Genomic DNA, 14,960 nt, shown 5'->3' on the forward strand with positions numbered 1-14,960 from the left:
AACGCTAGGGTCTGTTGATCTTTGTTTAGAATTTATGCTGAGTAATAAAATGACGATAATCAAGGCAAAAACATTGAAGTATAGTGAACTAAACGATAAGTTTTTAACGAAGAGAAACGTCATTTTAGCCTCAGCCCCAAAAACATAACGAAAGGGGCAATGGCTATTTTTAATACTAGCGGCATTAGCTTTCGCTCATTTGGAATAACCAAACATCGCTCACGCTGCTTTGCTATTTTAAAAAATAGCCTATTGCAGAAAAAATAAACAAAGGTCAACAGACCCTTGGACGATATCCATCATAGTGAACATTAGGTAATCATGGAATATTTTGTTGTTTTAGCCGTGCTAATACTATTGTGGCTTAGCTGGCAGTTATACCGTGCAAAGCAATTTAACCGTTTTAAAGCCATGGTAAATAATGAATTAAAAGCTAAAGTTATTGAGGCCATTAAGGCGGAGTTGACCGAACACCGCTCAGCGCTTTTCCCCAATAACGACTGTCATCAGCAAGCGACAATAACCTATTGGTGTGCGTATCCAGTAAGAATTTTACAATGGGCATTGGCACACGAATTAATTACCGAACAATGGCTTAAGGCGCATGGCTACTGGCGCTTTAGCCAACATCTCATGCACATTCAACGCGATAAAATGCACCGCTAATTTGATATAAATTCGATTCAAGTTCTCAACATCAATAAAAAGTAATGTAACAATTAAGCTATTGCGGATTATTTAACCATCCCTATAATCATGGCCAGATAACAAAAAGGATAATGTCCATGAAAATAACAAGGCCTCTAATTCTCACCTCGCTGTCAGCACTAATAACATTAAGTGCAAATGCTACAGACTGGGTTGAAAAAAGTAACCAGTACACCAACCAACAAATTCAATTAGCCAGCCAATTTCAGCCTGAATATGCCAGTTATATGGGTATCACTGAAGCGGATAGCCGCTGTGCAAATGTCACCGTTGAATTTAATCAACAACACATTAAAGCGTTAAAAGAAAGCAAGCAGCGCTTAGAGAAAGCATTACTGAAAGAAACCATTTTACCGGTCAAGCAAGATATTGAGATCCTGATCAATGATATTGAGCAAGATCTTGAACGAAACCAGCTCAATGAAAAATATTTGCTGCCTTGGGTCGATGTCCCTCAAACAATATTTAGTGGCTTATCACGACTCCTCGATGATCAAATGCCTAAAGCGCGTCAACAAATGGCAATTAACCGTTTGCAATGTTATATCGGCAAAACTGGACAACCGGCATTATCACAACAAGCAATCGAGCGTTTTGAACGAGCGTTAACCAATAAGAAATTAGTCGGCCCAGTAAAAGAACAAGTAGAGCAAGCTCTTGCTCGAACAGAAACGTTTATTACGGGGATTAACCAGCTTTTTAGCGATAAAGGTTTGTCTGAAAAAGCAAAAGCTGAACTTGAGCTGTTGGCTAAGCAATTGCGTCGTTATGTTGACTGGGCTAACAAAACCGTCATTCCCAAGACAAGGACAGATTTTAGGTTACCCGCAGAGCTATACGCGTTAAATTTAAAAACGCGCGGTATTGATATTTCGCCTGAATTATTAATTGAGCGGGCAAAAGCCAGCTACATGATCACTAAAGCCAATATGCAAGCGATTGCGCCGCTAGTTGCCAAAAAATTTGATTTTGAGAGCGCTGATTATCGCGATGTTATTAAAGCCCTAAAAAAGAGCGCTTTATCCAATGATGTTATAGAACAGCATTATCGTGATATTAACAAAGTACTTGAAAAGGTTATTGCTAAAGAGAAAGTTGTCGCGCTCCCTAAACGCGACATGATAATGCGTTTGGCCAGTGAGGCCGAAGCAGCTGGCAGCCCAGCTCCTCACATGTTGCCACCTCCGTTTATTAACAACCAAGGTGAGCAAGGACAATTTGTCTTGACCACAGGTAACCCAGCCTTGACAGGTGATGCTGCCTACGACGATTTTAACTTTGAAGCCGTCGCCTATACCTTAAGTGCCCATGAGGGTCGCCCAGGTCATGAACTGCAATTCACAGCCATGTTGGAACAAGGCGTATCTTTGGCAAGGGTTTACTTTGCATTTAACAGTGTCAACGTAGAAGGTTGGGCGCTTTACGCCGAGGGTGAAATGTTACCTTATTTACCTATTGAAGGTCAGCTAATCGCACTGCAACACCGTTTATTGCGTAATGCACGAGCGATGCTTGACCCAATGTTAAACTTAGGACTGACCACCAAAGAGCAAGCCTATTATATATTGCTTAATGAGGTTGGTTTCTCAAAAGCCGCCGCGAAGCAAGAGGTCGATCGTTATACAATGCGTATGCCAGGGCAAGCAGGAAGCTACTTTTATGGTTTCTCAAGGTTATTAGAAATTAGAGCGGACGTTGAAATCGCCTTAGGTGACAAGTTTGACCGATTCGCGTTTAATAATTTTGTTTTAAATCAAGGGTTAATACCGCCTTCACTCATGGCAAAAGCGGTTAAAGCGCATTTTATTGAGCAACAATAGCGGTTAACTAACTCGCTCAAATTGCAAATCCCAAACACCGTGGCCTAGTTTATGGCCGCGGTCTTCAAATTTTGTTAAAGGTCGGTTATCTGGGCGAGGCACATAATCACCTGTTTCAGATAAGTTGCGATAACCTGGCGCAGAACTCATATCTTCTAACATACACTCAGCGTAATTTTCCCAGTCAGTGGCCATATGAAAAACACCACCAATTTTCAATTTTTGGCGAATAGTTTCAACAAACTCAGGTTGAACGATACGGCGTTTATGATGTTTTTTCTTATGCCAAGGATCTGGAAAAAATAATTGCACCGTCGTTAAACTGCTATCAGGAATGCAGTCTGCTAGGATTTCAATGGCATCATGTTCATAAACTTTTAAATTGGTAACCTCGTGCTCTTTAGCAAGCGCAATACAAGCACCAACCCCTGGTTTGTGAACTTCAATGCCGATAAAATTTAATTCAGGAGAATTTTTTGCCATTTCAACCAATGACTTACCCATACCAAAACCGATTTCCAATACCATGGGCTGCTCTTTTTCAAACAAGTTTTCTGGGTTGATCACACCATCTTGATGGTTTAAGCCCATTTCCTGCCAATACAGCTCTAATGCCCTAGCTTGAGCATTAGTTAATCGCCCTTCTCGCTTAACGAAACTACGGACTTTACGAATATATTTACCTTCTTGCTGAGCTTGCTCAACGGTTTTATGGGTTCTTTCTGTCATATCGGTTCTTTCGCAAAAATTTAGGCGGGATATTATCTACGTTTCATTCAACAAACTCAAACACATCCCAAAATTTACCTGCATAAATTGTGTATTTTATTAAATTTAGACTAAAACTAAAGAAAACCCCGATAAAAATTACTATAGGAGATATCGCACGATGATGACGATGTCTTGGCTGAATAAGGTGTCAATTCGAAAAGCCCTTATTGCCGTTATCACCACCTCATTGATCACTTTGTCATTGCTTAGTATCGGCTTAAACAACGCGATATTCAGTGACTTATTTCAAAAAAACATTGAGCAAGATTTATTACCTAACCAACTGGCAAAAGTTGAATCGAGGATTCGCTCTCAACTAAGTACTCCACTTGAGTTATCGAAATCTATTACTCAAAATAAATATTTACTGGATTGGGCTGTTTCTGGAGAGCGTGAAGAATCTCATGACAAGGTGATCGACTTTTTATCTCACATGCAAAGAGCTAACAATGCATTAACTGTGTTTTGGGTCTCTAATCAATCTTCAAACTACTTTACTCACGAAGGTATTACGCGACAAGTTGATCGCCAAAATGATGGCTGGTTTTATTCGTTTCTTGATAGTGGCAAACCCTTTGAGATCTCATTTGATTATGAGCAAGGTACCGCTAAGCTTACCGCTTTTGTTAATTATCGCGTTAACCACAATGGAAAAGATTTAGCCGTTGCAGGCCTTGGTTATGCTGTTGATGAAATTAGCGCTGACATTTTAACCAATAAAATTGGTGAGCAAGGTTATGTATTCGTTACCGATCAACAAGGTAACGTGATTATCCATCCAAGTTTATCAAACTTAGCAAAAAAACAGCTCGAGTCCCTTGATGGTTTTGCCAGAGCGTCGGAAAAACTATTAACCACAAACGCTGGTTATGTTTTTGATCAGGTATATCACCAGGGCGAACATTTTTACGTTGCCAGTGTCGGTTTACCTGAGCTTAACTGGAAAATCATCGCGATGTTACCAGAAGCAGAGCCCATGTCGCTTATCCACGCTGCTCTATTTAAAACGGCACTCGTGAACATCGTTATTGTCGCTTTTTTTATTCTCATCATGGTAATGATCGCAAACCGTATGACCAAACCCATTGTTGATATAGGTAATCGCCTGCTTGCCATGGCTGCTCAAGGCGGCGACTTAACGCAAAGTTTAGATGAAAGCCGTAATAACGAACTCGGTATTTTAGCGAAAGGCTTTAACGCAATTTTAGCAAAAGTTCGTGAGATCATGATTGAGATCAAACATAATGAAAAAGTCATGGCAAATTCGTTTGAACAACTAAGGACTATGGCAGCTGAAGTTAATCAATTAGTTGGCAACCAGCAAACAGAATCAGACTCAGTTGCTACTGCAACAAATGAAATGAGCCATAGTATTCAAGAGGTAAGCGAACTAGCCAGCAACACCGCAACAAAAACAGAAACCTCTGAGCAGCAAATAAATACCTCTAACAAAAGCGTTGATGAATCAAGTCACGTAATGCTGCAACTGCAAGAAAGCAACCGTATCACCGAAGAAAAAATTGGCAGCCTTGCTGAGCAAACACAGATGATCAGCTCAGTTGTTGATACCATCAGTAGTATTTCGGAGCAAACCAATTTGCTCGCCTTAAATGCGGCAATAGAAGCTGCTCGAGCTGGTGAACAAGGCAGAGGTTTTGCCGTAGTTGCTGATGAAGTAAGAACACTCGCCGGTCGCACGCAAAGTTCAACGCAGGAGATTAATGAGGTTATTCAACGTTTACAATCGCAAGCCAAAGAAACCGTGATTGCAATGCAAGAAAATACCGCGCTTGCTAGTGAAGGCCTAACCAAAACAAATGAAGCAAAAAGTGTTCTAGGAGCAGTTGTTGCCGAGATCAATGAAATTACCGCGATGAATGTGCAAGTAGCAACCGCAACACAAGAGCAATCAAGCGTAATCAACGAGCTCAATCAAAACGTGACAAAAATCGCTGATATGGCAACAGAAATCGCGCAGTTGTCTAACAGTACCAATGAAGTAATGACGGAATTAGAACGGCAAAAACAGCAACTCGAGGCTCTAGTTGCTCAATTTAAAACCGAATAAGGATCCCCCAATGAAAGCAGCTTTATTAATGTTACTTACCTTAATGTCCTTCTTCAGTGTTGCAGAAACGCTATGGAGTGACGCCAGTGCGACATTCCTCAAAGGCAGTAATTATGAGGTTGGAGACAATGATCGTATCGTATTTACCTTTGAACATGCTGCTGGTTATAGCTGGGGTGATAGTTTCTTATTTGTCGACAGGCTTCATTCAAACAATGGCGACAGAGAAACTTATGCTGAATTTTCGCCACGCTGGCAAATCAGTGATTACCAAAATGACTGGCTAAGCAATGTTTATATTGCCACTACAGCTGAGGTGGGTGAAGGCTTTACCCATTACCTTTTAGGTATTGGGACGAATTTAAAAATCCCCCACTTTTCTTATTTTAAATTCAATATTTATCATCGAAACAATGATGGTGGAGACAATGGCGAGCAGGTAACCTTAAGTTGGGCAGTACCGATAGCCGGACTCACCTATGACGGTTTTATCGATTTTGTGCCAAGCAATGACGATAGCGCAACGATTATGAATTTTACTTCACAGTTAAAATATAACCTTGGCCAGCATATCAATCAGAAAACTAAACTGTATATCGGGGTAGAATATGTATATTGGACCAATAAATATGGTATTGATGGTGTTGATGAAAATAATGTCAACTTGTTAGTTAAATACCACTTTTAAACAACAACATATCTTCTTTCAGTATGTCAACTGCTGGAGTTAATAGCTCCAGCAATAGTAGTCAACCACCAAATCATTTGTAATTACAAAAGCTTGCCCCAATCTTAATCAACTATAGAATATAACTACGTAAGATAATGCAACGCTTTTTTTCTTTAGTTCACAATTACGAGCTACTCCAGATTTTTGCTGGCATTATGTGTTTTTTACTCGCCATATATGGATTAATTCGGATGGTAAAATGGGGAAAAGGCATGTCAAAAGGTGCGTTTTTATTTCTCGCAATTTTCCCGTTAATATCTATATTCCCTATCCCTCCACCTGTTTTTAAAAATGTTGAAAAAGCTAAGCAAGAACAAAGAAAACGCAAAGAGGATAATGGAGATCCGCCCAATGACGATTAAAGCCAGCAAGATTAACGATGAAAATTGTTACAAATAATCAAACAATAACGAAGATATTTGTGTTAGGTTTTGAGCACAAATGTTCAGTCCTTATTAATTTAAAGGTTAATTAAGTTGCTCAGGATAACGATTAATGGTTTTGTTTAAAAATAAGTACTTCTTTAGCATATTAGTGCTGGGCAGCTTTATTCTCATCTATATCGTTACCAAACGGTACTCTGAACAGTACACCTCAAAATTTACCGACATTGAAATTTACTCTGCGGTCTTAAATGAAAATCGTAAAATTTTTATTCGATTACCACAGCACTATGATAGCAACAAAAAATATCCTTTAATCATCAAAACCGATGGCAACTTTAACCTCGAACGATGGCACAAAACCTTAACAAAAGAAACTCAAGAAAAGCGCCTAGAACAAGCTATCTTAGTGGCTATTCCAAACTTGTTTTGGCAAGATTCCAGAAACAGGGATTTAGTCCCCCCTTTTGCACGAAAAGAAGTTAATATTGAGGCTAGACCACCGGAGCAAAATGATCCTCAGATCTTTGGTAAAGCAGATGTATTTCTCTCATTTATCGAAACAGAGTTAATTCCTTATCTTGAAAATAACTATCCGATAAACAGTAATAGAATACTGAGCGGTTTTTCAGCCGGTGGTAGTATGGTGCTGTACACATTAGTGACCAAGCCTGATATGTTTACCGGCTATTTTGCCTTTAGCCCTGCTGCTTGGTACGACAATTCAATTGTTGTGACAGAATTTAAGCATAATTTACCCATCACTACAGGTAGCCCAAAATATCTGTATTTGAGTTTAGGGGAAAAAGAAAACGACATTATTACCGGTTCTTTTAAAGGATTATTAAGTGCTTTGGAGCTTAAAGCACCACAAAACTTAATATGGGAGTATAACTACAGCAAGGGAGTAGGTCACAACGGCAACCCCTTTATTTCTGTACCTAAAGCCTTGCAAGGGTATCATGAGTTCTATCATTCGTACTTAAGCCAATGACAAACTTTCCTACTAAAATTAAAAATCTTTATTCAACAAGTCATAAAAAACGCGTTAGTTAATTAACACTGCAACTAATGTTTTTGGAGTATACACATATGCACAAAATAGTTGTAATATCCTAAAAAGTCTTCATCAGTTCAACAGCGAAAAGTTACTACAGGGACGTCATGAAAGGTATATTATCATTCATTTTTACAGGGGCGTTATGCCTTACTTTTGCAACCCAAGCAGAGCGTTGGATCCTTGAGCAAAATGTTGCCCCCAATTATCCCCTTGACGCGCTGAAAAATAACCTTGAAGGTTGTGTTTCTCTACAATTTTTTGTCAATGAACAGGGCAAGCCAGTTTTTATTGAAGCTTTACAAGCTGAAGGTCCGCTTGCATTCGAAGATAGTGCAATCGAGGCGGTCGAAAAGTGGCAGTATGCTTTAGCCAATAACACGAGTGATAACTCACCTGAAAGAAAAGCAACATCGTTGCAGTTTTCGTTAACGAACTTACCTCAAACATCTGCTTGCAATGCAGCGTTAACCGACGAACCTAAAGAGCTCAACGCATTTCGACATAATCGGCTAAATCAACCATATGCCATTAACGACATCGACGACTTTTTCAATATGATGATTAAGGTCGCTCCGGTATTAAGTTCACAAGAACTCGACCGCTTTACCGCCAGAATGGCGATCTTTAAACAAACCTTTAATGGTACAACAATTGAGCAATTTGACACCTTATTAACAGCCCTAAATGGATTAAGTTATCAGCAGATGGTTGATAAGCTAGAAGTTGACGAAAATACAATAACTAACTACCTTGCCAACGCAGAAGAAGATTATCAACACGTTATAACCGATGTTAAATCTGTGTCGCTGGAACAATTTGTCGAATTTTGGCAGATGGATGACATGGCGATCAGTATGCCATCGACAATCTACCAAGAAATATCGTTTGAGCTGCTCGAAATTGAAGTTGAAATCGATCCGATGGGGCACGGCAAACTCGTTCGGGCCTGTCGAGAAATCAGCCGCGAACTCGAACAAGAATTAATTAATTCTATTGAGAGTTGGTCACTGAAAAGCAAAGTCAACCCAGCGGTGCCCGTATTATTTAAATACAGCGTACCAGCACCGACGGAGCCCGGCGCTTATTACCAATGTGATGATAATTGGTGGACCGAGCAATTATAACTAAGCTGACAACACCGTTGATGTCTTGAAGTTTAGCACATTAATACTTGCTGTAGGGTAAACTACTCTGCCCACCAAACATCATATAAAGGGCCAACTGAAACAGCAGTAGCTCCGTTATCTTTTAACCACTTTTCAACTAATAGACGGTGCTCGTCAGTACATTTGCCTATTTTTTGTGTGCAGATAAGACCATGCCATAAGGTATCGCCTTCGCCACCAAAACCTAAGCCATTAGGCTCGATTGCTTCATTAAAAAACTTAGTCAGAAAATTATCAACTCCCGCATCGTCTGTTGCTTTATCGAGTTGCCAAGCAACATCAAAACCTAACTCTTGAAACTCATCCACTCTTAACTTCTTACGAAGACGTCTATTGCGACTTTTTGCATCTATTTTCATATTGATTAACTTTCTTCTGCCTTAAAACATGGGAAATATAATGGCAAATTGCCAGAATTGCTAGGGCGTCTTGAATAAATTCATCTATTGTAAGGCGTTAAGTGTTAAGCATTATATTGTTCAGTTAACGGTTATTCGCTACACTGCGCCTCACTATGACGACTCAAACACAAATATCCCAAACTTCTGCACAAAAATTTAGTCAGAAGGTATTAGCGTGGTATCACCAACACGGCAGAAAAACCTTACCTTGGCAGCAAGACAAAACCCCTTATCGGGTGTGGATTTCTGAAATTATGCTGCAGCAAACGCAAGTGACCACGGTGATCCCTTTTTACCAACGTTTTATGGAGAGTTTTCCTACCATTATCGATTTAGCCAATGCCGATGAAGATACCGTGCTTCACCATTGGACAGGGCTGGGATATTACGCCCGTGCTCGCAATTTACATAAGGCCGCTAAAATTATTGCTACAGAATATCAGGGCGAATTTCCAGAAGATATTGAACAAGTAATGGCCTTACCCGGCATAGGTCGGTCAACAGCAGGCGCAATCTTAAGCCTCTCGTTAAATAAACCTTACCCTATCCTCGATGGCAACGTTAAACGTGTTTTAGCGCGCTGTTATATGGTTGATGGACACAATGGTCAAAGTAAATATGAAAAAGCGTTATGGCCGATTACTGAGTGTTTGACGCCAAACGATGATGTTGCACCATATAATCAAGCGATGATGGATCTGGGCGCAATGATTTGTACACGTTCAAAGCCCAAATGTTCGGTTTGCCCATTGCAAGATAGTTGTCTTGCTCATAAGTTCAATGAACAAAACAACTATCCTCAAAAAAAACCAAAGAAAAGTACGCCGGTAAAGTCAGCGACTCTGTTAGTGATAAAAAGCGCTGATCAGCTGCTGATGTTTAAACGCCCTCCTACTGGAATTTGGGGTGGACTGTTTAGCTTTATCGAAGTAGACAGTGAGCAAGATTATCACGACAAAATAAATCAACTGGGACTGGTGATAAATAATGAAAAGTCGCTGACACCATTTCGACATACCTTTAGCCACTTTCATTTTGATATAACCCCGGTATTGATTGAAGTAAAGCCGCAATCGGTGAGCGAAGTTATCAATGATTCTTGCGAGCATATTTGGTATAACTTAGCTAACCGTAATACCGTTGGACTTGCTGCAGCAAGTTGTAAGATTATTGAAGAGGTTAACGCGCTCTCACATTGTGGCTAACACCTCTTAAAACTAAAAGGAGTCGTTATGGTTACTATATTAGGTATAGATCACATTGTTTTACGTACCGATAAATTGGACGAAATGTTGTCATTTTACTGCGACGTTTTAGGCTGTGATGTCGAACGAGAAACTGACGACGAACTCGGCTTAACGCAATTAAGGGCTGGCAATGCGTTAATTGATCTTGTCGATATTGACGGTAAGCTAGGTCGTCAAGGCGGTCAAGCACCAACAAAAAAGAACAATAATCTAGACCATTTTTGCCTGCAACTGGCGCCAGTTTCTGAACAAGAAATAGAGCATCACTTAACTCAACATGGTATTTCAGTACCTAAGTTCGAGAGACGCTATGGTGCTCAAGGCTATGGATTATCTGTTTATATCAATGACCCGCAAGGTAACACCGTTGAACTACGCAGTCATACGAGCCAACTGCATAATAACTAAGTTTAATTAACGGGTTTTCTACTTTTGCGGCAAAATGTTTCAAAATAACTGCACTTTAATCACGGCACTTGTGATACGCCACGTTATTTTGGGCGCAGAGCAAGCAACAAGCAATACAATCGAGTTAAACGAATCCAAAGCACACCATGACAGAAGCACAAGTGAAAACTGTTAGCGACCTTTTATTTATAGAGCTTACTGAAAGGGACGCTAGAGGCTCTGCTCAAATGAGTTAGTAGGCACGGTAGGCTCGGCATTATTCGCTCTAAATGTTGCCTTACAACTCACCAATGCCACTAAAGAGATAAGCACTAATAGCTTGCTTGCTTTTTTCATTAAATAACTTCCTTTCTTTATGATTCAAAATAACGCTAAAGTCGCATGATATAAAAACCAAATTACCTTATTCTGGCTGATTTAGCTTTACTAAATTCTTTTATTAGTTAGTTACTGTTTTGGCATGAGCACGCGGTATCACCATTAGACTGCTGCCATTCACTGTAATTTGAAGTAGAACAACTATTTTTAATTTGGTTGCATCTTGCACCACTATAGCCAAGTTCAATATCCGTGTTATTTTCGATAACGTGTTCGACGACATATTTAGGTATGCCCTGCTTAATCGACGAGCAACCAAGGCTTAAAAATAACAGAGTGAGAGTTATATATTTCATATAATATCCTATTTTTAACAAATAATTATAACATCCCTTTCATTTTTATATTGGAATGAAAATGCTAGTAAAAGTTCAGTTACCTACATAAAGCTTTTTGATTGTTGGATTGAAATTGTGACAGGAGCTCGATTGAAAACTATCAATGGATTTCTAAATTTTATTTGACGACTAGTTCCACTTTTTTACCTTTTAAAAAGTGGAGGCGTTAAAGTCATCGCCATTTTATCAATATGCGCTAAGCAATATAATACCTAGCTACTTTTGTGCAGTTACATTGTCGAATACTGATAAAAAAGGTAAAAAAATGCCAGTCAATAAAGCGGACTGGCATTTTATCATGTGCTAACTTTAACGATTAAAACTCATATCGAACCGTTAATTGGGCACTGCGAGGAGCTTGGAATTGCTTAGGCTTTCTATAGTTTGGATCATCAACGCCCTGCTCTAACTCTGCTACATCGTAGTAAGATGTCGCAGTATCAAAGTCAAACAGATTGTAGATAGTTGCAGAAACAAACAAGTTACCACCAGCGACTTCCGTGCTATATGAAGCACTCATATCTAAGTTATAGATCCATTTACTATGACCATGAGAGCCACGCGGTGAAGGTTCACCATTGTAGTAGAAATCTGTTCCTCTAATATCAGTACAATCAGTAATAGCGTTATTATTGAATTGTGTTTTTTCAGCATCTAACCACATAGGCTCACTACAAGAACCGACACCTTGTGGATGATAACCTAATTTATTAATTGGACGACCTTGCTGAATTGCTAAGTTAACGCCTAAAGAAAGCTCTTCAGTTACGTCATAAATACCAAATAATTTCAACTTATGTGGTATGTCATTTGATGTACGACCATAACTGTTATCGGTTAACTCAGGCGCATCATAGGAGCCCGACCAACCTGGATCTGCTTGAGAGTGAGAGCCACTAACTAAGCCTTCTGTACTTCCTTTATTTTTAGACCATGTATATGAAGCGTGTAATTTAAAGTTTTCAGTAAGTTGCCCCTCTGCTGTCAATTCAATAGCATGGTACTTACGTTTCGCTTTAGGAAGGCCTAAGTACTCTGCATCCCACTCAACATATTCATCACTTGATACTTCACCATCTTGGTTTTTATCATAAGCAAGCTTAACAGGGTTACCCGGATTGATCACCAATGCTAACCAACTTACATCAGTATTAAGCCCAAGTTCTTGTAAAGTTTTTAGTTCTTCTGGGTTTTCTCTGCCCCATTTTTCAACTAAAGCAAAACGTAAGTTGGTATCTTCAATTGAAGATTTAAGGTCACGGAAAACATAACGAGCACCGACTTTCCAGTCATCGTTTAATTCATGCTTAATACCCAATACAAACTCGTCGCTATACATTGGATCTAAGTCTTTATCAACGAAGGTAGAAACCGGTTGTGCTAACTCACCATCACTATTAACTTCAACAGCAAACAAATCACCTACGATATTAGGCGTGTTATTTTCTTCATTGAAGCCATCGAACATACCATAACCTGTAATATTGACTTCAGGCAAAGTCATACGCGCACTGGTGTTTGGTGAAATTGGCATATAGTAACGACCATAGTTTGCAAATAGTTTAGTTGAACCATCGTTAAACAAATCGTAGTTAGCTCCTAAACGAGGAGCCCATTGATTATCCATAGCAACGTATTCTTCACCTGTACCAGTTGAAGCATCAAAAGAGCTATTACGAACACCAATGTTTAACGTTAACTGATCATTGACAACCCAGTTATCTTCAATATAGAACGAACGATAATTTTGCTCTGTACTACCGTTTTTCTTATATTGTTTTGTCCAGAAATATTCATCACCAGCAGATAGCGGAGATGGTACATACGCTACGCCGTCTCTGTTGGCTTGCCTTTCAATAATACCGTTAATGTATGAAACATCACCTTCTGATGCGATAGAAACATCATATCGCCAGCCATTGCCTGAATATTCTGAACGGTCAAAGGTTTCGATTAACTCATGGCTGTAACCAAAGTTAATCGTGTGGTCACCTAGCACCCAGTCAAAATCAACTCGCGTTTGAGTTCGCTTATCTTCACTTTGTGCACCACTTGACCATCCTTGCCAATCTCCGCGACGCTGCCAAGAACCGCTGCGCTTATCCCAAACACGGCTCAAATGAGCTACAGGGTTAATTTCTAATGTATCTTGCTCGGTAATACCATATACGGCTGAAACACTTAAATCATCGGTGAGGTAGCCACTGTAGTTAACAGAAAACATCGAACCACCCCATTCAGATTGAGTCGGCTCACCGTATTCACCTGTGCGCTTACCTTGATCACGCCCTGCTGCACTGTAGCTATAATCAGCGTAATACTCGTTTCGCTCCCATTCGTTATTCATAGCAGTAAAAGTCAAGCTATGATCTTCATTAATATACCAATCAACGTTTGCTAACCAAAAATCAGCTTCATCAACACGTTGCGTCATTGTGGTAGTATCTGCCCAACGGTTAGTAATTTTTTGTGGGTTATAAAGCGCATAAAAGAATAACGTATCTTCAATAATAGCACCGCTTGCCCAGATATTATAACGAGCATCTTTAGTGTAATCTTCACCATTATATGTATCTAGCGCTAATGGGTAGCCTGTTACATTGCCATCACCATCTGTTTCAGGATGAGCGGTATCAAATTGTAGAATATCAGGGCTTCTTGAGCGAAGAAAACTTCCAGGTTGATAATCAGCTTTAACACCAAACTTAAACTCATTATCACCAGACTTAGTAACAACATCAGTAACACCACCGATGAAGTTGCCATACTCAGCAGGCACACCGCCGGTTACGGTATTAGTTTGTGCTATTGCTTCCCATGGAAAATCAACATAACCTAAGCCTTTACGGATGTCTGTAATATTCAAGCCATTCAAAAAGTAACCGTTTTCAGCAACAGATGAACCACTAAATGAAACACCACGACCATAATCTCCAGCAGGATCTGCAGCTAAAGAAGCCGCTGGTGAAAGTAATGCTACTGACGAAAGATCTTGAGCAACAGGAAGCTTTTCTAACTCTGCAGCACTTAATGTAAGCTGTTCAGTAGAACTTTCCATATTTACAGCTCGGATGGACGCACCAGTTACCTGAATTCTTTCGACGTTGTCTGAATACATTGCAACATCAAAAGATGCTGTATTACCAGCTGAAATGTTAATTTGAGCTTCAGAAACTGTTTGATAGCCATTTTTTGAAAATGTCACTGTATAAGAGCCTATTGGTAGGCCTTTAAGATCAAACTGACCATTTTCATCAGTTTGGGTTTTCTTAACAATACCTTTGGTATTATGTTTTAAGGTAACGTCAACATTAGCCAAAGAGTTGCCTGACTCAACAGCAACAACACCCTCGACACTACCCATAGTTTTATCACTTGCTATTGCAACAGGAGCGCCTAAGTACCCCGCTATCGCTATCGCTACAAGGCTTTTACGCCATGTATTTTTTGTATTGAAATTCATACTTTTCCCCTAGTTTTTA

At 39.6% G+C, this 14,960-nt stretch carries 14 protein-coding genes; 9 read left to right on the forward strand and 5 right to left on the reverse strand.

Features of this window, described 5'->3' with window-relative positions; all coding sequences use genetic code 11:
- Positions 1-321 precede the first annotated feature (321 nt).
- Together ACSLUH_RS10840 and ACSLUH_RS10845 are read left to right on the forward strand one after the other, a co-directional pair.
- Entirely contained in the window at positions 322-666 is a 345-nt protein-coding gene (locus ACSLUH_RS10840; protein WP_448566843.1) for a hypothetical protein, read from the forward strand.
- A gap of 119 nt (positions 667-785) precedes the next feature.
- Positions 786-2,528: a DUF885 domain-containing protein gene (locus tag ACSLUH_RS10845; RefSeq protein ID WP_448566845.1), complete on the forward strand. Its 1,743-nt coding sequence runs from the start codon at positions 786-788 to the stop codon at positions 2,526-2,528.
- A 3-nt stretch (positions 2,529-2,531) separates the two neighbouring features.
- Here the strand turns inward: ACSLUH_RS10845 and trmB are convergent, their stop codons facing one another.
- Positions 2,532-3,257 carry a tRNA (guanosine(46)-N7)-methyltransferase TrmB gene (gene trmB, locus ACSLUH_RS10850; protein ID WP_448566847.1) on the reverse strand — a complete coding sequence of 242 codons (726 nt, stop codon included), beginning with the start codon at positions 3,255-3,257 and terminating at the stop codon, positions 2,532-2,534.
- 160 nt (positions 3,258-3,417) lie between these two features.
- Here trmB and ACSLUH_RS10855 point away from each other — a divergent pair, with 160 nt between their 5' ends.
- The 5 genes from ACSLUH_RS10855 (at position 3,418) to ACSLUH_RS10875 (ending at position 8,664) form a co-directional block, all read left to right on the forward strand.
- Positions 3,418-5,367, forward strand: a complete 1,950-nt coding sequence (locus ACSLUH_RS10855) for a methyl-accepting chemotaxis protein (protein ID WP_448566849.1) — start codon at positions 3,418-3,420, stop codon at positions 5,365-5,367.
- 10 nt (positions 5,368-5,377) lie between these two features.
- Positions 5,378-6,055 (forward strand): nucleoside-binding protein, encoded by a 678-nt coding sequence (locus ACSLUH_RS10860; protein WP_448566851.1) that lies wholly within the window; start codon positions 5,378-5,380, stop codon positions 6,053-6,055.
- A 254-nt stretch (positions 6,056-6,309) separates the two neighbouring features.
- Complete coding sequence (locus ACSLUH_RS10865; protein ID WP_448566852.1) at positions 6,310-6,459, forward strand: hypothetical protein; 150 nt, start codon at positions 6,310-6,312, stop codon at positions 6,457-6,459.
- A 133-nt stretch (positions 6,460-6,592) separates the two neighbouring features.
- On the forward strand, positions 6,593-7,474 hold the full coding sequence (locus ACSLUH_RS10870; RefSeq protein ID WP_448566854.1) for an alpha/beta hydrolase: 882 nt from the start codon (positions 6,593-6,595) through the stop codon (positions 7,472-7,474).
- A 170-nt stretch (positions 7,475-7,644) separates the two neighbouring features.
- Positions 7,645-8,664 (forward strand): energy transducer TonB, encoded by a 1,020-nt coding sequence (locus ACSLUH_RS10875; protein ID WP_448566856.1) that lies wholly within the window; start codon positions 7,645-7,647, stop codon positions 8,662-8,664.
- 62 nt (positions 8,665-8,726) lie between these two features.
- Here ACSLUH_RS10875 and ACSLUH_RS10880 read toward each other — a convergent pair whose 3' ends face one another.
- Positions 8,727-9,065, reverse strand: coding sequence for a 50S ribosome-binding protein YggL (locus ACSLUH_RS10880; RefSeq protein WP_448566858.1), 339 nt, complete (start codon positions 9,063-9,065; stop codon positions 8,727-8,729).
- A gap of 155 nt (positions 9,066-9,220) precedes the next feature.
- Here ACSLUH_RS10880 and mutY point away from each other — a divergent pair, with 155 nt between their 5' ends.
- Positions 9,221-10,312 carry an A/G-specific adenine glycosylase gene (gene mutY, locus ACSLUH_RS10885; RefSeq protein ID WP_448566860.1) on the forward strand — a complete coding sequence of 364 codons (1,092 nt, stop codon included), beginning with the start codon at positions 9,221-9,223 and terminating at the stop codon, positions 10,310-10,312.
- 27 nt (positions 10,313-10,339) lie between these two features.
- Positions 10,340-10,762: a VOC family protein gene (locus ACSLUH_RS10890; protein ID WP_448566862.1), complete on the forward strand. Its 423-nt coding sequence runs from the start codon at positions 10,340-10,342 to the stop codon at positions 10,760-10,762.
- A gap of 210 nt (positions 10,763-10,972) precedes the next feature.
- On the opposite strand, the gene ACSLUH_RS10895 is transcribed toward ACSLUH_RS10890, so the two are convergent.
- The 3 genes from ACSLUH_RS10895 to ACSLUH_RS10905 form a co-directional block, all read right to left on the reverse strand.
- Positions 10,973-11,098, reverse strand: a complete 126-nt coding sequence (locus tag ACSLUH_RS10895) for a hypothetical protein (RefSeq protein ID WP_448566864.1) — start codon at positions 11,096-11,098, stop codon at positions 10,973-10,975.
- A 107-nt stretch (positions 11,099-11,205) separates the two neighbouring features.
- On the reverse strand, positions 11,206-11,436 hold the full coding sequence (locus tag ACSLUH_RS10900; protein WP_448566866.1) for a hypothetical protein: 231 nt from the start codon (positions 11,434-11,436) through the stop codon (positions 11,206-11,208).
- Between the two features lie 358 nt (positions 11,437-11,794).
- Positions 11,795-14,941, reverse strand: coding sequence for a TonB-dependent receptor (locus ACSLUH_RS10905; protein WP_448566868.1), 3,147 nt, complete (start codon positions 14,939-14,941; stop codon positions 11,795-11,797).
- Positions 14,942-14,960 lie beyond the last annotated feature (19 nt).

The sequence above is a fragment of the Thalassotalea ganghwensis genome, from assembly GCF_053485795.1.

Bases quoted from the DNA above. Each gene is read 5' to 3' on its own strand.
- ACSLUH_RS10840 (WP_448566843.1), top strand. From the start codon at position 322: ATGGAATATTTTGTTGTTTTAGCCGTGCTAATACTATTGTGGCTTAGC.
- ACSLUH_RS10845 (WP_448566845.1), top strand. From the start codon at position 786: ATGAAAATAACAAGGCCTCTAATTCTCACCTCGCTGTCAGCACTAATA.
- trmB (WP_448566847.1), bottom strand. From the start codon at position 3,257: ATGACAGAAAGAACCCATAAAACCGTTGAGCAAGCTCAGCAAGAAGGT.
- ACSLUH_RS10855 (WP_448566849.1), top strand. From the start codon at position 3,418: ATGATGACGATGTCTTGGCTGAATAAGGTGTCAATTCGAAAAGCCCTT.
- ACSLUH_RS10860 (WP_448566851.1), top strand. From the start codon at position 5,378: ATGAAAGCAGCTTTATTAATGTTACTTACCTTAATGTCCTTCTTCAGT.
- ACSLUH_RS10865 (WP_448566852.1), top strand. From the start codon at position 6,310: ATGTCAAAAGGTGCGTTTTTATTTCTCGCAATTTTCCCGTTAATATCT.
- ACSLUH_RS10870 (WP_448566854.1), top strand. From the start codon at position 6,593: ATGGTTTTGTTTAAAAATAAGTACTTCTTTAGCATATTAGTGCTGGGC.
- ACSLUH_RS10875 (WP_448566856.1), top strand. From the start codon at position 7,645: ATGAAAGGTATATTATCATTCATTTTTACAGGGGCGTTATGCCTTACT.
- ACSLUH_RS10880 (WP_448566858.1), bottom strand. From the start codon at position 9,065: ATGAAAATAGATGCAAAAAGTCGCAATAGACGTCTTCGTAAGAAGTTA.
- mutY (WP_448566860.1), top strand. From the start codon at position 9,221: ATGACGACTCAAACACAAATATCCCAAACTTCTGCACAAAAATTTAGT.
- ACSLUH_RS10890 (WP_448566862.1), top strand. From the start codon at position 10,340: ATGGTTACTATATTAGGTATAGATCACATTGTTTTACGTACCGATAAA.
- ACSLUH_RS10895 (WP_448566864.1), bottom strand. From the start codon at position 11,098: ATGAAAAAAGCAAGCAAGCTATTAGTGCTTATCTCTTTAGTGGCATTG.
- ACSLUH_RS10900 (WP_448566866.1), bottom strand. From the start codon at position 11,436: ATGAAATATATAACTCTCACTCTGTTATTTTTAAGCCTTGGTTGCTCG.
- ACSLUH_RS10905 (WP_448566868.1), bottom strand. From the start codon at position 14,941: ATGAATTTCAATACAAAAAATACATGGCGTAAAAGCCTTGTAGCGATA.